This is a genomic window from Bradyrhizobium sp. UFLA03-84 (assembly GCF_002289535.1).
GTDB lineage: Bacteria > Pseudomonadota > Alphaproteobacteria > Rhizobiales > Xanthobacteraceae > Bradyrhizobium > Bradyrhizobium viridifuturi.
In genome coordinates this window covers 763,229-780,170 of record NZ_NSJY01000017.1, presented here as the reverse complement: position 1 = coordinate 780,170, position 16,942 = coordinate 763,229, and the positions used below count along the sequence as shown (strand labels likewise).

The 16,942-nt window shown below is 61.6% G+C and carries 15 protein-coding genes; 14 read left to right on the top strand and 1 reads right to left on the bottom strand.

The window, feature by feature from the left end; genetic code table 11:
• Positions 1-7 precede the first annotated feature (7 nt).
• The 3 genes from CK489_RS36380 to pcaG are packed head-to-tail and all read left to right on the top strand — an operon-like array spanning position 8 to position 1,885.
• Entirely contained in the window at positions 8-547 is a 540-nt protein-coding gene (locus tag CK489_RS36380; protein WP_050631620.1) for a 4-hydroxylaminobenzoate lyase, read from the top strand.
• 38 nt (positions 548-585) lie between these two features.
• A complete protein-coding gene (gene pcaH, locus CK489_RS36375; RefSeq protein ID WP_095735651.1) occupies positions 586-1,287 on the top strand; it encodes a protocatechuate 3,4-dioxygenase subunit beta in 702 nt (233 codons plus the stop codon).
• A gap of 1 nt (position 1,288) precedes the next feature.
• Entirely contained in the window at positions 1,289-1,885 is a 597-nt protein-coding gene (pcaG, locus tag CK489_RS36370) for a protocatechuate 3,4-dioxygenase subunit alpha (RefSeq protein ID WP_095735650.1), read from the top strand.
• Between the two features lie 344 nt (positions 1,886-2,229).
• Here the strand turns inward: pcaG and CK489_RS36365 are convergent, their stop codons facing one another.
• The gene (locus CK489_RS36365) at positions 2,230-2,931 is read right to left on the bottom strand and encodes a cyclic nucleotide-binding domain-containing protein (protein ID WP_050631742.1); all 702 of its coding nucleotides are present in this window, start codon (positions 2,929-2,931) and stop codon (positions 2,230-2,232) included.
• A 202-nt stretch (positions 2,932-3,133) separates the two neighbouring features.
• Between CK489_RS36365 and CK489_RS36360 the strand changes: the two genes are divergently transcribed.
• From CK489_RS36360 to CK489_RS36310, 11 genes are read left to right on the top strand one after another with little or no spacing between them, the layout of a single operon-like run.
• Entirely contained in the window at positions 3,134-5,878 is a 2,745-nt protein-coding gene (locus CK489_RS36360) for a nitrate/nitrite transporter (protein WP_095735649.1), read from the top strand.
• 12 nt (positions 5,879-5,890) lie between these two features.
• Positions 5,891-9,643 (top strand): nitrate reductase subunit alpha, encoded by a 3,753-nt coding sequence (locus tag CK489_RS36355; protein ID WP_095735648.1) that lies wholly within the window; start codon positions 5,891-5,893, stop codon positions 9,641-9,643.
• Positions 9,640-11,160, top strand: coding sequence for a nitrate reductase subunit beta (narH, locus tag CK489_RS36350; RefSeq protein ID WP_095735647.1), 1,521 nt, complete (start codon positions 9,640-9,642; stop codon positions 11,158-11,160). The genes CK489_RS36355 and narH overlap by 4 nt, the downstream gene beginning before the upstream one ends.
• Complete coding sequence (gene narJ / locus CK489_RS36345) at positions 11,160-11,870, top strand: nitrate reductase molybdenum cofactor assembly chaperone (protein ID WP_095735646.1); 711 nt, start codon at positions 11,160-11,162, stop codon at positions 11,868-11,870. The genes narH and narJ overlap by 1 nt, the downstream gene beginning before the upstream one ends.
• A gap of 9 nt (positions 11,871-11,879) precedes the next feature.
• Complete coding sequence (gene narI / locus CK489_RS36340; protein ID WP_050631731.1) at positions 11,880-12,590, top strand: respiratory nitrate reductase subunit gamma; 711 nt, start codon at positions 11,880-11,882, stop codon at positions 12,588-12,590.
• Between the two features lie 3 nt (positions 12,591-12,593).
• Positions 12,594-13,418 (top strand): peptidylprolyl isomerase, encoded by an 825-nt coding sequence (locus tag CK489_RS36335; protein WP_095735645.1) that lies wholly within the window; start codon positions 12,594-12,596, stop codon positions 13,416-13,418.
• Between the two features lie 9 nt (positions 13,419-13,427).
• Positions 13,428-13,763, top strand: a complete 336-nt coding sequence (locus tag CK489_RS36330) for a hypothetical protein (RefSeq protein WP_095735644.1) — start codon at positions 13,428-13,430, stop codon at positions 13,761-13,763.
• A 49-nt stretch (positions 13,764-13,812) separates the two neighbouring features.
• Entirely contained in the window at positions 13,813-14,580 is a 768-nt protein-coding gene (locus CK489_RS36325; RefSeq protein ID WP_095735643.1) for a carbonic anhydrase, read from the top strand.
• Positions 14,544-15,083 (top strand): molybdopterin adenylyltransferase, encoded by a 540-nt coding sequence (gene mog / locus CK489_RS36320; RefSeq protein WP_050631728.1) that lies wholly within the window; start codon positions 14,544-14,546, stop codon positions 15,081-15,083. Before CK489_RS36325 ends, mog begins: the two co-directional genes overlap by 37 nt.
• Positions 15,052-15,642 carry a DUF2478 domain-containing protein gene (locus tag CK489_RS36315; RefSeq protein ID WP_095735642.1) on the top strand — a complete coding sequence of 197 codons (591 nt, stop codon included), beginning with the start codon at positions 15,052-15,054 and terminating at the stop codon, positions 15,640-15,642. The genes mog and CK489_RS36315 overlap by 32 nt, the downstream gene beginning before the upstream one ends.
• A 25-nt stretch (positions 15,643-15,667) precedes the next feature.
• Positions 15,668-16,942 (top strand): molybdopterin molybdotransferase MoeA, encoded by a 1,275-nt coding sequence (locus CK489_RS36310; protein WP_050631726.1) that lies wholly within the window; start codon positions 15,668-15,670, stop codon positions 16,940-16,942.

The following is a 16,942-nucleotide window of genomic DNA, read 5'->3' as shown; positions in this document are numbered from 1 at the left end:
GAAAGCCATGGGAAGCCGTGAACAACTGATCGAACGCAGCATTCCGTTTCTGCGCGAAGTCAAGGACATGACGCCGAGCGCGGCGATGGAGCGCTGGCTCAATGAGACGTATGGAGAGACGAGCGCGCTCTATCAGGATCTCGCTCGCCTCATCAAAACGGGAGTCGAGGAGGGCTGGGCCGCGAACCAGGAGGTCGAGGGCCCGAACTATCGGCGTAGCCGCATCCTCGAGCCGGTCCCTGAGACGTTCCAGTTCAGCATCACCGCGGTCTACATGAACAGCGCCGATCCACGCCGTTTCAAGGACGACGACGATCATGACGTGTTGCGCGGGCAGTATCACGGTCACCCCTATGGCGAACTCAATCTCGTCGTTCCCCTCGACAAGGGCGCCGAGTTGAAGGGGCTGCAGGGCTGGCAAGGACCCGGCTGGACCGCGCCGGATCCCGGCAGCCGGCATTATCCGGAAGTCAGAGGCGGCGCGGTCATTGCGCTGTTCTATCTGCCGGCCGGCCGAATTTCGTATGATTTCAAGGCGCCGGTCTGACGCCGGGCACATGCGCCCAATCTGCCTGGAGCAAGCACATGACGTTGATCTATCCGGTCGCTTCGAACCGCATCCATCCCGCGCGGCTGTCTCCGGCCTACCGGAGCGCGATCAAGCGTTCGCCGCAAAAGCCGTTGATCCCGATGCGGCATACGCTCTCGGAATTGACCGGTCCGGTCTACGGTCACGAGACGGTGCGCGCGCACGACAGCGACCTCACCATCCAGGCCAAGGGCGAGCCGCTCGGCGAGCGCATCATCGTGCACGGCCATGTGCTCGACGAGGACGGCCGCGGCGTGCCGAACACGTTGGTCGAAATCTGGCAGGCCAATGCCTGCGGCCGCTACATCCATGTCGTCGACCAGCACCCGGCGCCGCTCGATCCGAACTTCACCGGCGCCGGCCGCGCCCAATCGGATGCGAGCGGCTACTACAAGTTCGTCACCATCAAGCCCGGCGCATATCCGTGGGGCAATCACCACAATGCGTGGCGGCCCGCCCATATCCACTTCTCGGTGTTCGGCCATTCCTTCATCTCGCGTCTGGTGACGCAGATGTATTTCCCCGGCGATCCCCTGTGCCCGTTCGACCCGATCTTCAATTCGGTGACCGACGAGAAGGCGCGGGCGCGGATGATCTCGTCGTTCGATCTCGAGAACACCAAGCCGGAATGGGCGCTGTGCTATCGCTTCGATATCGTGCTGCGCGGGCGCAACGCCACGCCGATGGAGACCAAGTAACGTGTCACGTCCTGATGGAATCACGCCCTCGCAGACCGTCGGCCCGTATTTCAAATACGGCCTGACGCCGAACGGCGAGTATGAGTGGAACGACGCCTTCACCAACAATCTGCTGACGCCGGATACATCCGGCGAACGGATCCGCGTCGAGGGCAAGGTCTATGACGGCGACGGCGCCGTGATCCCGGATTGCATGCTGGAGATCTGGCAGGCCGACAGCCAGGGCCGCTTCTCCGACCCGCAGGACAAGCGGGCACTGCCGAATTCCTCGTTCAAGGGTTTTGGCCGTTGCGGCACCGACAAGAGCGGCGGCTATTCGTTCGACACTATCAAGCCCGGCGTGGTGCCTGATGCCGACGGCAAGCCGCAGGCGCCGCACATCGTGCTCGCGGTGTTCGCGCGCGGCATGCTGCTGCACCTATACACCCGGATCTATTTCGACGACGAGGCCGGCAACGCGACTGATTCCGTGCTTGCGCTGGTGCCGGCCGATCGCCGTGCGACCCTGATCGCCAAGCGCAAGCCCGGTGCTGGCCACACCTACGCGTTCAACGTCCGTCTGCAGGGTGACAACGAGACGGTGTTCTTCGACGTGTAGCGAGAAGACTTGATCATTGTGGCCGCTGCCGCGCGCAGTGTCGTAGGCGCGTAAGGTTCTGAACGCCTGCCACATTTCCTGTGCGAACTAAAGTGCCGGTACACTGTCTGATGCGACATGATTGTGGTGGGCAAACGGAAAGTGGACGTATCTGGTGCGGTCGTCGCGCTGCGGGCGACGAGAACGGAGTTTTCGTTGGTGAGCCCGGCAGGACTCGAAACTGCAACCAGACCGTTATGAGCGGCAGGGAGAAGATTGCGATCATGCATCGCGGATAAAAATAATAATTTCCCGCGAACTTGGCGAACGCGCATTGACGTAAATCAAGATCGTGTCCGCCGGCTTTAAGAGTCGGGATCGTCAATGAGCCGTTGTGGACGCGCGAAGGTCTCTAGCGACTTCTTGTTATCGATCACTATCTCTCGCCCGCGGATGCGGACACCGTGCTCGGTAAGCTGAGCGAGATTCCGAGACAGGTTTTCTCGCGTCGTTCCGATATGCGAGGCGAGCTTTCCGCGGTCAAATGGGATCACGACGGCTTCCGCTGCCGGACCCTTGTTCGCTTCGGTCAAGATCCAGTTGGCAAGACGCTCGACCGCAGACCGGGCCATGTAGCCCTTCAATTTCTTGATCGACGACCGATAGGCAAAGGCGAGTTCTCTCGCCACCACACGTGCAAACGCTACGTCGCGATCAAACATATCGCGGACGCGTTGCGCGGGAATCAATAGGACGCTCGAGTCCGACAGCGTCCTGACGGAATTCAAGTAAGGTTGGTCGCTGACGACCGCCGCGAGGATGAAGGTTGTAACGGGGTCGACCAGCGAAATTCCCCATTCTTCACCATCCTGTTCAGTAAAAACTTCGGCCAATCCATCAATAAGGATATGCAGAAAATCCGGATGATGCCCTTCGTAGATCAGAACGACCCCCGCCGGGAATTGCTGCAAGAGTGCGGCATCAAGCAGATCGGCGAGCGCTTCTTCCGCGATTCCGGAAAACAGCGGGAGATTCGTGACTTGCTTAAGTTGGTCAGAGCGGAGCAACTTTCCATCCTGTGTTGAGATCAATCTGTGACATTTATCAAATATAGATGTGACTAGCATCAATTGAGGTGACGGGATTCGACAAATCTTCGTCGAAAAGAGCCCGCATGATCGGCTGGCCGCCAGTTGTTTGACGTAGCACAAACTGTGTGAACCCGGTTTCGGCCATCCATTCCCTCGAACGCTTTCTCGGGGGCTAACTATGGCATCACCAACTTCAAGTACCGTCCATCAGGGCCGGGCGCTCTGGCTCTCGACCATCGCCTTCACCATTTGCTTTGCGGTCTGGACGATCTTCTCGATCATCGGCATCCGCATCAAGCAGGAGCTGGGACTAAACGACACCCAGTTCGGCCTGCTGGTCGGTACCCCCATTCTCAGCGGATCCCTGATCCGCCTTCTGCTCGGTATCTGGACGGATCAGTATGGCGGACGCCGGGTCTATACCGTCGTCATGCTAGCCGCCGCGGTTGCAACCTATCTACTGATCTGGGCGCACACCTATCCCGAATTCTTAGTGGCTGCGTTCTTCGTCGGCATCGCCGGCGGATCCTTCGCGGTCGGCATCGCCTACGTATCGCGATTTTATGCCGCGGGTAAGCAGGGCACCGCGCTCGGCATCTTCGGCGCTGGTAATGTCGGCGCTGCATTGACCAAGTTTGTCGCGCCGTTCGTGCTGGTGGCTTATGGCTGGCAGACGGTTGCCCAGGTCTGGGCACTCGTGATCGGCCTGATGGGCATTACGTTCTGGCTATTCTCCGAAGAAGACCCCGTCGTCCGTGCGCGGCGAGAAAACAACGAGAAGCCGAAAAGCGCCTGGCTGGAGCTCGAGCCGCTGAAGAACATTCAGGTCTGGCGTTTCGCGCTGTACTATTTCTTCGTGTTCGGCGCCTTCGTGGCGCTGGCGTTGTGGCTGCCTCAATATCTGATCAAGGTCTATGGAGTCGACATCAAGACCGCCGGCATGGTGGCTGCGATGTTCTCGCTTCCCGCCAGTGTATTCCGGGCCTACGGTGGCCACCTCTCGGATCGTTACGGCGCACGCCGCGTCATGTACTGGACCTTCCTGGTCGGCGTGGTCGCGACCTTCATTCTATCCTACCCGCCCACGGACTATCTGGTGAAGACGGTCAACGGCGCGGTCGCCTTCCATCTGGAAATGGGATTGGTGCCGTTCACCGTGACGGTGTTCGTGCTCGGCTTCTTCATGGCGCTGGGCAAGGCGGCGGTCTACAAGCACATCCCGGTCTATTACCCGAACAGCGTCGGCGCCGTCGGCGGGTTGGTCGGCATGATTGGGGGTCTCGGCGGCTTCGTCCTTCCGATCGCCTTCGGCGCTCTGGTCGACCTCACGGGGCTGTGGACCAGTTGTTTCATGGCACTGTTTCTGCTGGTTACGGTTTCCCTCGTCTGGATGCACGTGTCGATCCGGCAGATGGAGCGCGGACTCGTCGGCGAAGCGCTCAAGACGCTCCCCGAACTTCCCGAGATGGAGGAGATTCACAAGCCGGAGCACGTCGGTGCCCTGTCTGGCGTGGTACTGACCGACTGGCGTCCCGAAGACAAGACCTTTTGGGAAACGAGCGGCCGGGCGATCGCGCGACGCAATCTCTGGATTTCGATCCCGGCGTTGCTGCTGTCCTTCGCGATCTGGCAGGTCTGGTCGGTGGTGGTAGCAAAGCTGCCCACGGTCGGCTTCAAGTTCACCACGGCTGAGCTGTTCTGGCTGGCGGCGTTGCCCGGCATCTCCGGGGCGGTGCTCCGTGTCTTCTATTCCTTCATGGTGCCGATCTTCGGCGGGCGATTGTGGACTACGCTTGCGACTTGGTCACTGATGATTCCCGCAGTCGGCATCGGTTACGCGGTGCAGACGCCTTCAACGCCATATCCGGTGTTCCTGGCGCTGGCGCTGTTGTGCGGTTTCGGCGGCGGCAATTTTGCCTCCTCGATGTCTAACATCTCCTTCTTCTTCCCGCGTGCCGAGAAGGGCAACGCCCTTGCGCTCAATGCCGGCCTCGGCAACCTCGGCGTCTCAACCGTGCAGTTCGTCGTGCCGCTTGTGATCACGGTCGGTGTGTTCGGCTGGTTCGGCGGCGATCCGACGATGGTGACCAACGGACCGCAGCAGGCCCCGCTCTGGCTGCAGAATGCGGGCTTCATCTGGGTGCCATTTATCGCAGCCAGCGCTTTTGCCGCCTGGTTTGGGATGAACGACATCGCGTCCGCCAAGGCCTCGTTTTCCGATCAGGCGGTCATCTTCCAGCGCAAGCACAACTGGATCATGTGCTGGCTCTACACCGGCACCTTCGGCTCCTTCATCGGCTACTCCGCAGGCTTCCCGCTGCTGGCGAAGACCCAGTTTCCAACGGTCGATGCGCTACAATTCGTCTTCCTCGGGCCTCTTGTCGGCGCGCTCTCGCGGTCGGCTACAGGCTGGATTTCGGACAAATGGGGCGGCGGTCGTGTCACCCTGTGGGTTTTCGTCATGATGATGGCCGGCGTGCTCGGGATTCTCTACTTCCTCGGCATCAAAGATCAGCCGGGTGCCTTCTGGGGCTTCTTCGCGATGTTCCTGTTCCTGTTCTTTGCGACGGGCGTCGGTAACGCGTCGACCTTCCAGATGATCCCGAACATCATGCGTCGTGAAATGGAGCGGCTGATGCCCACTGCCGATGCGGCCACCCGTCAGCGGCAGGCCGAAAAGGAATCGGCCGCGATCACCGGCTTCACGTCCGCGATCGCTGCTTTCGGCGCCTTCTTCATCCCGAAATCCTACGGCACCTCGATCGATCTCACCGGCGGTGTGCAGGCGGCTCTCTGGGGCTTCTTCATTTTCTACGTGATTTGCGTCGTGATCACATGGGCTGTCTATACCCGCAAGGGCGGCCTGCTCCACGACATCGAGCGCGGCGGCCCGATTTCGCCCGCAGTGCAGCCTGCAGAATAAGGAGACGGGACAGTGAGCCATTTTCTCGACAGGCTGTCGTTCTTCACGCGTCCCAAGGCAGAGTTCGCCGGCGGTCACGGCGTGACGACGACCGAGGATCGGTCCTGGGAGGACGGCTATCGCAAGCGCTGGCAGCACGACAAGATCGTGCGATCGACGCACGGCGTGAACTGCACGGGCTCGTGCTCGTGGAAAGTTTATGTCAAGGGCGGCATCGTCACCTGGGAGACCCAGCAGACCGACTATCCACGCACACGGCCCGATCTGCCCAATCACGAACCGCGCGGCTGCGCGCGTGGCGCGAGCTACAGCTGGTACCTCTATTCCGGAAATCGCGTGAAGTATCCTCTGGTGCGGTCACGGCTGTTGAAGCTATGGCGCGCCGCGCGGGCCACCATGACACCGGTGGCGGCGTGGAAGGCGATCGTCGAGGATCCGAAGAAGCGCGCGGCCTACGTGCAAATGCGCGGTCTTGGCGGTTTCGTCCGCGCAACCTGGGCCGAGGTCAACGAGATCGTGGCCTCGGCCAACGCCTACACCGCCAAGACCTATGGTCCGGACCGCGTATTCGGCTTTTCGCCGATTCCGGCGATGTCGATGGTGAGCTACGCGGCCGGTGCGCGCTATCTGTCGCTGCTCGGTGGCGTCTGCATGTCGTTCTACGATTGGTATTGCGACCTGCCGCCAGCTTCGCCACAGACCTGGGGCGAGCAGACCGATGTGCCTGAAAGCGCGGACTGGTACAATTCCGGCTTCCTGATCCTGTGGGGATCGAACGTCCCGCAGACGCGCACGCCGGATGCGCATTTTTACACCGAGGTCCGCTACAAGGGCGCCAAGAGCGTCGTGATCAGCCCGGACTATTCCGAAGCCTCGAAGTTCGCGGACCTTTGGGTGTCGCCCAAGCAGGGGACCGACGCGGCGCTAGCGATGGCCATGGGGCACGTCATCCTCAAGGAATTCCACGTCGATCGTCAGGCAAAATACTTCAACGATTATGCGCGCCAGTATACGGACATGCCATTTCTGGTGCGCCTGGTGGAATCCGAAGGACGGCTCGTGCCTGAGCGGTTCGTGCGCGCCTCGGATTTTGCCACTTCGCTCGACGAGACCAACAATCCCGAATGGAAGACGGTCGCCTACGATGAGGCGTCCGGCGAGATCGTGGTGCCAAACGGATCGGTCGGCTTCCGCTGGGGCGAGAAGGGCAAATGGAATCTGGAGGAACGCGAATCGAGGAGCCGCGACACCAGGCTTCGGCTCTCTCTCTCCGATACGAAGGATGAGCTGGCCGACGTCGGCTTCCCCTATTTCGGCAATCGCGAGCACGATCATTTCCAGGGAACCGACCACCCGGACGTGCTGATGCGCAAGGTGCCGGCGAAGCGCATCAAGCTCAGGGATGGCGAGACGCTGGTGGCGTCAGTCTACGATCTGTTCGTCGCCAATTACGGCGTCGATCGCGGCTTCGGCGGCGGCCATGTCGGCAGGAATTACGATGATGTTCAGCCCTACACCCCAGCCTGGGCGGAGAAGGTCACCGGCGTGCCGCGCGACCAAATCATCACGGTGGCACGCGAGTTCGCCGCTAACGCCGAGAAGACCGGCGGTCGCTCGATGGTCATCGTCGGTGCCGGATTGAACCATTGGTACCACATGGACATGAACTACCGCGGCATCATCAACATGCTGGTGATGTGCGGTTGCGTCGGCCAGTCCGGTGGCGGCTGGTCGCATTATGTCGGTCAGGAGAAGCTGCGGCCGCAATCCGGCTGGACGCCGCTCGCCTTCGGCCTCGATTGGGGCCGCCCGCCGCGGCAGATGAACTCCACCTCGGCCTTCTATGCCCACACTGACCAGTGGCGCTACGAAACGCTTGACGTGAAGGAGATTCTGTCGCCCACCGCACCGCAGGGGCCATGGGATGGCGCGCTGATCGATTACAACGCGCGCGCCGAGCGGATGGGCTGGTTGCCGTCCGCGCCGCAATTGCAAACCAATCCGCTTGAAGTGTCTAAGCAGGCCGCAGCCGCCGGGCTGGAAGCCAAGGATTTCGTGGCGAAGTCGCTGAAGTCGGGCGAGTTGCAATTGTCATGTGACGATCCCGACAATCCGAGAAACTGGCCGCGCAATATGTTCGTCTGGCGCTCCAACCTGCTCGGCGCTTCAGGCAAGGGCCACGAGTATTTCCTCAAGCATCTGCTCGGTACCAAACACGGCGTGATCGGCAAGGATCTCGGCGAGCACGGCAGGAGGAAGCCCGTCGACGTGAAGTGGCTCGATCATGCGCCGGAAGGAAAGCTCGACTTGCTGGTCACGCTTGACTTCCGGATGTCGACCACCTGCATGTATTCCGACATCGTGCTGCCGACCGCAACCTGGTACGAGAAGAACGATCTCAATACCTCGGACATGCATCCCTTCATCCACCCGCTGTCGGCCGCGGTCGATCCGGTCTGGGAATCGCGCAGCGATTGGGACATCTACAAGGGCATCGCGGAAGCGTTCTCGAGGGTCGCTCCGGAAGTGCTCGGTGTGGAGCAGGACGTCGTCCTCACTCCGATCATGCACGACAGCCCCGGCGAGATCGCGCAACCGTTCGACGTCAAGGATTGGAAGACGGGTGCAATCGAGCCGATCCCCGGCAAGACCATGCCTGCGGTGACGGTTGTCGAGCGCGACTATCCGAACCTCTACAAACGCTTCACCTCGCTCGGGCCGCTGATGAACAAGCTTGGTAACGGCGGCAAAGGGATGAGCTGGAACACCGACCATGAGGTCGACTTGCTCAAGAAGCTCAACGGCGTCGTCATCGAGGAGGGCGCATCGAAGGGGCTTGCCCGCATCGACAGTGCGATCGATGCCTGCGAGGTCATCCTGAGCCTGGCTCCGGAAACCAACGGCGAGGTCGCCGTCAAGGCGTGGGAGTCGCTGGGCAGTTTCACCGGCCGCGACCACACCCATCTCGCCATCCCGAAGGAAGACGAGAAGATCCGTTACCGCGATGTCGTCGCGCAGCCGCGCAAGATCATCTCCTCGCCGATCTGGTCCGGATTGGAATCGGAGAAGGTCTGCTACAACGCCGGTTACACCAACGTTCACGAGTTGATCCCGTGGCGCACGCTGACCGGCCGTCAGCAACTCTATCAGGATCATCTGTGGATGCGCGCCTTCGGTGAAGGCTTCTGCGTCTATCGGCCGCCGATCGACACCAAGACGGTCAAGCCCGTCATCGACCGCAAGCCGAACGGCAATGGCTCGGTGGTGCTGAACTTCATCACGCCTCACCAGAAGTGGGGGATCCACTCCACTTATACCGACAATCTGCTGATGCTGACGCTCTCGCGCGGCGGTCCGATCGTATGGATTAGCGAGATCGACGCCAAGGCAGCCGGTATCGTCGATAACGACTGGATCGAGGCCTACAACACCAATGGCGCGCTGGTCGCGCGTGCGGTGGTCTCGCAGCGCGTGAAGCAGGGAATGTGCATGATGTATCATGCGCAGGAGAAGATCGTGAACGTCCCGGGCTCCGAGCAGACCGGCCAGCGTGGCGGCATCCACAACTCGGTCACCCGCACCGTTCTAAAGCCGACGCACATGATCGGTGGCTACGCGCAGCAGGCCTACGGCTTCAACTATTACGGCACCGTCGGCGCCAATCGCGACGAATTCGTCATCGTTCGCAAGATGTCGAAAGTCGATTGGCTCGACACCCCGACCGCAGATCGATCCGGCAACCCCGGCCTGGAGGCCGCAGAATGAAAATCCGCGCGCAAATCGCAATGGTGCTGAACCTCGACAAGTGTATCGGGTGTCACACCTGCAGCGTCACCTGCAAGAACGTGTGGACGAGCCGCGAAGGCATGGAATACGCGTGGTTCAACAACGTCGAGACCAAGCCCGGCGTCGGCTATCCGAAGGATTGGGAGAACCAGACGCGCTGGAAGGGAGGTTGGAAGCGCAATCGCAACGGCTCGATCCAGCCGCGTATCGGCGGCAAGTGGCGGGTGTTGGCGAACATCTTCGCCAATCCGGATCTGCCTGAGATCGACGACTACTACGAGCCGTTCACCTTCGACTACCCGCATCTTCAGCAGGCGCCAGAGATGAAGGCGATGCCGACAGCGCGCCCGCGCTCGCTGGTGTCAGGCGAGAGGATCGAGAAGATCGAATGGGGCCCGAACTGGGAAGAAATTCTCGGCGGCGAGTTCGCCAAACGCTCGCAAGACTACAATTTCGAGGGTGTACAGAAGGACATCTACGGCCAATTCGAAAATACCTTCATGATGTACCTGCCGCGGCTGTGCGAGCACTGCCTCAATCCGGCGTGCGTCGCCGCTTGTCCGTCGGGCGCGATCTACAAGCGCGAGGAGGACGGAATCGTCCTGATCGACCAGGACAAGTGCCGCGGCTGGCGCATGTGCGTGTCCGGCTGTCCCTACAAGAAGATCTACTATAACTGGTCGTCTGGAAAATCCGAGAAGTGCATCTTCTGCTATCCGCGCATCGAGGCCGGGCAGCCGACCGTGTGCTCGGAGACGTGCGTGGGCCGCATCCGCTATCTTGGGGTGGTGCTCTATGATGCCGATCGGATCGCGGAAGCTGCCAGCAAGCCCGACGAGCGGGATCTGTATCAGGCGCAACTCGACATCTTCCTGAATCCCAACGATCCCGAGGTGATTGCCGAAGCCGAGCGGCAGGGCATTCCGCATACATGGCTGGAAGCAGCTAAAACCTCGCCGATCTGGAAGATGGCGATGGAATGGAAGGTCGCGTTCCCGCTGCACCCGGAATACCGGACCCTGCCGATGGTCTGGTACGTGCCACCGCTGTCGCCGATTACCTCGGCTGCCTCGGCCGGCAAGATCGGGCTCGACGGCGGCATGCCTGACGTCAAGTCGTTGCGTATCCCGATGCGCTATCTCGCCAACCTCCTGACGGCGGGCGACGAGGCGCTGGTGACGTTGGCACTGGAACGAATGATGGCAATGCGCGCCTACATGCGGACCAAGACACTCGACGGCGTGGTCGATGAAGCCATCGCCAGGCGTGTCGGGCTGACGGCGGCGCAGATCGACGAGATGTATCAGATCATGGCGATTGCGAACTACGAGGACCGGTTCGTGATCCCGACCGCGCATCGCGAACTGGGCGCCGACGCTTTCGACATCCGCGGCTCCTGTGGCTTCACCTTTGGCAATGGCTGCTCCGGCGGCGAGACCGAGACTAATCTGTTTGGTTCACCCCGCAAGGCAAAGAACCCGATGGAGATGGCGTGATGAAGACCTTCAAGGTCCTGTCGGGGTTGTTGAGCTATCCGACCGAAGAGTTGATCGAAGTCGCGCCGGAATTTCTGTCGGTGCTCGACGCCGACCGGCTGGTGCCGGCGTCATGCCGCCAGGCGCTCGATGTGCTGATCGAGGAAATCGCGACCGGCGACCTGTACGATCTGCAGGAGCGCTACGGCCTGCTGTTCGACCGCAGCAAGACGCTGGCGCTGCATCTGTTCGAGCATGTGCACGGCGAAAGCCGTGACCGTGGCCAAGCGATGGTCGACTTGAAGGCCATGTATGAAAATGTCGGGTTGGTCATCGAAGCCAACGAATTGCCGGACTACGTACCGTTATTCCTGGAATTTCTGTCGATCCGGCCGCTTTCTGAAGCACGCGACCTGCTTGGACAGACGGCGCACATCTTTGCAGCGTTGGCCGAACGGCTCGGCCGGCGGCAGTCAACCTACAAGGCGGTGTTCGACGCACTAGGGGTGATTGCGGCCGATGCCCCCCGGCGTGAAGTCGTCGACGAACTCCTGAAGGCGCCAGACAGCGACCCGATGGATCTCGTGGCGCTCGACGCTGCCTGGGAGGAGGAAGAAGTGCGCTTCGGCCCTGGTGCGCAGGGGCAGGGCGCCTGCGGTCACGAAGGTCTGATCGCGAAGCTCCGCCATGCCAGGCGTGCGGTCAATTCCGCGCCATCACCGCAGCAGTAGGAGCGAAGCATGCAAACGCTCAATTCGATCGTATTTGGCTGGTATCCCTATCTTTGCCTTACGGTGTGCCTTTTCGGCAGCTTGTTCCGGTTCGATCGCGAGCAATACACCTGGCGCACGGGCTCGAGCCAATTGCTGCGGCGCCGGCAGTTGATATGGGGCTCCAATCTGTTCCATGTCGGTATTCTCGTGATCTTCGGCGGGCATTTCGTCGGCTTGCTCACCCCGATCTGGGTGTTCGACATGCTCGGCGTCTCGCACAGCTTCAAGCAGATGCTGGCGATGGTTGCCGGTGGCCTTGCCGGCCTGATGTGCCTCGTCGGAATCAGTCTGCTAACGCACCGGCGGCTGTTCGATCCGCGCATTCGTGCCAATTCCTCCTTCGGGGACACCGCGATTCTGCTGTTGCTGTTTGCGCAATTGCTGCTGGGGTTGGCGACCATTCCGGTCTCGTCCGGCCATCTCGACGGCCATGAAATGGTGAAGTTCATGGGATGGGCGCAAGGCATCGTGACGCTCCAGCCCGGCGTTGCCGCCAACATCCTGGACGTGCATCCGATCTTCAAGGCGCACCTCGTGCTCGGCATGACTTTGTTCCTGCTGTTTCCATTCACTCGGCTGGTCCACATCTGGAGCGCGCCAGTCTGGTACCTCGGTCGCCGTGGCTATCAGGTGGTTCGCAGCCGCAACGTTACGCGTCCAATGCAGCCCGCGGAGTAGGCCATGGATTGTTCGATCACGAACGCGCTGCCAAAGCCGAAGACGATCAGTGTCAATGGTGCCGTGATCCCGCGTGAGGTCATCGCCCGCGAGGTGCAGAATCACCCGGCGGAAAAGCCGATCGTGGCCTGGCAGGCGGCGGCGCGAGCGCTGGTCGTGCGTGAGCTGCTATTGCAGGAAGCTCAGCGTCTCGGCATCGAGGCCGAGCCATTGACCGATCCGGAAGGACGTCGCGAGACGCCGGAAGAGGCCGCAGTGCGCGAATTGGTCGAGCGCGAGGTGGTTACGCCTGAGCCTGACGAAGCCGCGTGCCTACGCTTCTACGAGCAGAACCGCGAGCGCTTTCGCTCGGGAGATCTCTACGAGGCCGCCCATATTCTGATCGCCGCGCGCCAGCGCGATGTCGTGGCGCGGACGTCCGCCCGGGCCAAGGCGGATACCATCCTCAGTGCGGTCAGATCCGATCCGGCTTTGTTTGCCGAGTTCGCGCGTGCCGAGTCCGACTGCAAAACCTCGGCCGAGAATGGCGGCCGTCTCGGACAGTTGACGCGCGGCCAGACCGTGAAGGAATTCGAGATGGCGCTGCAGCGGATGCGGCCAGGAGAATTTGCGGTTGCCGAGACGCGCTATGGCTTCCACGTGATCCGGCTCGACGAATTTGCCGCCGGACAGGAACTATCGTTCGAGCTCGTCCGCGATCGTATCGCCGATTATCTCGCGACCAAGGTCCGCCACCGCGCCTTGGCGCAGTATGTATCGCTGTTGGCGGGCAGGGCCGAGATATTGGGTGTTGCGCTTGCCGCAGCGTCGTCGCCCCTCTTGCAGTAGAGCAAAGAAATGCAGCTTGGCGACATCATTCGCGGTTTCAGCGAGGAGGCGGCCGCCAGCGAGACGCTGCTCGCCTGCAACGACCTCGTGCTGGTCGCCCGCGTGGACGAGGCGGCCAGGCGATATGAAGAGACCGTCGGCGAATATGCTTCCGGCGCCGTCCGTCGCTTTGCCAATCTCGCCGGCAATGAGGATTGGCTCGGCCTGATGAATGTCGTGGAGCGCGCCGACGATCCGGGAATCGGATGCTTCATCTATATGATCAACTGGTCGCTGACAAAAGACGAGGCACCCAAACCGCCAGCCCATGCCGGCTGCACCTGCGGCGGCGGAGGCTGTTCGTGAGGTCCCGCGCCGTGAACTCTGACAGCGTTGCCTGGAGCGTCCGACGGCCATGATCGACGAGCTGTTCGACCGCAACGTGGCCTGGGCGGCGGGTAAGACCCGCAGTGATCCCGATTTTTTCCGGCGGCTCGCCGAACAGCAGGCGCCACGGTATCTGTGGCTCGGTTGTTCGGACAGTCGCGTTCCCGCCAATGACATCGTCGGTCTCGATCCCGGAGAGGTGTTCGTGCACCGTAATGTCGGCAATGTCGTTCACACCGGCGACATGAATTTGCTGTCGGTGTTGGAATTCGCGGTCGAGACGCTCGAGGTGAGGCACGTCATCGTCTGTGGCCATTACGGCTGCGGGGGAATTCGTCGCGCGTTCGAGCCCCCGGGCGCTGGCGGTTTGATCGATCACTGGCTGGCGCCGGTGCGGGAGATGTGTCGGCGGTGCGCCGGCGACCTGGCGCGGCTTCCAAGCGATGCGGCCAGAATGGACCGTGCCTGTGAGTTGAACGTCGAACTCCAGCTGAGACGGGTCGCAGCGACGCCGATTTTACGTGGAGCCTGGCAACGCCAACAGCCGATCACGGTCCACGGCTGGATCTATGGCCTTGGCGACGGCCTCTTGCGCGATCTCGGGTTGAAGCTGTCCTCGCTCGACCAGGCCGAGCAGCTCGATCGGGAAGGCGAACTATGCGGGGTTCGCCGAACCGATCACCATGGTTCGGCGCCACGCCGAGGAAGCGTTTTCAGGCCTATCGATGCCGGAATCGCAGCTTTTCGAGGAGGGCTGACATGGCGGACAATCGGCTCGCGCGCATCGGCATTCTAACGATATCGGACCGCGTCAGCGGCGGTGAGTATGAAGATATCAGCGGCAAGGCAATTAACGACTTCCTTGACAGGGTGATGCGGTCAAACTGGGTGGCCATCGTCAGGATCGTGCCCGACGGCACCGATAGCGTGGCGCGAGCGCTGATCGATATGGTGGAGCAAGAGGGCTGCGACCTGATCCTGACCACCGGCGGCACCGGACCGGCGCCGCGGGACCTGACGCCTGAGGCGACGCGGATGGTCATCGCGCGCGAACTGGAAGGCTTTGGCGAACTGATGCGCCGGATCAGTCTGGAGCAGGTGCCGACGGCCATTCTCTCCCGGCAGACCGCCGGCACGCGCGGAAAGTGCCTCATCATCAATCTGCCGGGACGACCCTCGGCAATCGATGTCTGCCTGAAGGCGGTGTTTCCCGCCGTACCTTACTGCCTCGACCTGATCGGGGCGCGACGGATAGAGGTAAATCCAGATGTATGCGCAGCATTCCGCCCCGCCGCGTAGCCCGGGCGAGCAAACCCGGCAGGATTTGGTCGCGATCGTGTATGCCGACGAAGCCTACCCTCAATTGACCTTCGAAGGACTCGTCACAGAGTGCCGCAAACGCGGGCTTCGGATTGCCGGGGTACTCCAGCATTCGATCTGCCCCGATTTGTCCCGTCATTGTAACGTGGCGCTTGAAGAACTCACAACCGGACTGCGGACAAATCTGTTCGAAGATCGTGGGCCCGGCGCCAGCGGGTGCCGTCTTGACGCTGCGGCGCTTGCTGAGGTGAATGCGCAAGTCGCGCGCTCGCTCGATACTGCCTCCGAATTGTTGATCCTGAACAAGTTCGGCAAGGTGGAGGCTGAAGGCCGCGGTTTACTTGATCTGGTCGCGATCGCGGTCGATCGCGGTGTCCCCGTTATCATCGGAGTGCCGGTCCGAAACCTCGATGCGTGGCGCAGGTTTTCCGGCGGCTTGGAGTTGGAACTTTCCAGTGACCTATCCGCAGCCTTGGACTGGCTCAACAGAAGATTTCCCGTTGCGGTAGCGCAAGAGCCGTTGCCGGCGGCTGGCTGAATTGAACAGTCGTTGCGGAGGCAAAATGCCCAGTTTGCTGCAGACACAGCACGACGCGTGCCTGGCTCCTGCCAAGGGCGGGATCGTTTCTGTGAGGGATGCGCTAGCGACCGGATTGGCCGAGGCGCAGCCTATCGTGGAGACAGAGCTAGTCGATTTGTCCGCAGTGGCAGGACGGGTCCTGGCCGAGCCTATCAAGGCGGATGATCCGCTGCCGCGTTTCGACACCAGCGCTATGGACGGCTACGCTGTCGACACAGCCAGCCTGCCCGAATTTGTCCCAATCCGGCTGAAGGTCACCGGCAGCATTGCCGCCGGCCGCACCGTTGGAAGTCCGGTTCTGCGGAAGGGCGGTGCGTTTCGCATTCTGACGGGCGCGCCAATCCCCGCGGGCGCCAACGCCGTCATCGCCCAGGAAGAGGTCTGCCGCGACGGCAACAGCATCATATTCACCCGCGTGCCACGCCCCGGTGACAATATCAGACGACGAGGCGAGGATGTCGGGTTGGGTCACAGCCTGATCGAAGCCGGCACGGTCATGGGGCCGTTGCAAGTTGGCGTCGCCGCAGCCTGCGGCTATCCCGGGGTTCGTGTCCTTCGCAGGCTTCGGGTGGCCATGTTCACGACGGGCTCGGAACTTCGGCAGCCCGGCGAAAATATCCAGCCCGGCGAAATCTACGACGCCAACCGTTTCATTCTCCGCGGTCTGCTCGCAAAGCCTTGGATCGACATCATCGACCTTGGTAGCTGCATCGACCGGCCGTCGAGTCTGCGGGCCGTGTTCCAGACCGCCGCGGCGCGCGCCGATGTGATCCTAAGTGCCGGCGGAGTGTCTGTCGGCGACGAAGACCACGTGGTGGATGCATTTCAGCTTTGCGGCGGCAGGCTGTGGGTTCGAAAGGTCGCCATCAAGCCCGGCAAGCCGCTCGTGCTCGGCAAGATCGCGGACGCCACCTACGTCGGTCTCCCGGGTAATCCGGGCGCCTTGTTCACGACATTCAAGATCATGATCGAGCAGATCCTCGGTGCTCGTGCCGGGATCAAGTCAGGTTGCGCAGTTGAGCGCGCCGCAATTGCAAACTTCGACTGGAGGGGGCAGCCGGGCCGCACAACCTACCTTCCCGCCGTGCAGCGCGGGGATGCTGACGGGTTTCCTCTGATTGAACTGTTGCCGGGCGCCAATTCCGGCAGGCTGCATCAGCTCAGTTGTGCCACTGGTTTTGTCGTGATAGCGCCCGAGTCCGAGGCCGTCGCACGCGGCGACAAGATACGATGGCGGCCTCTCGAAGGACACGCATAA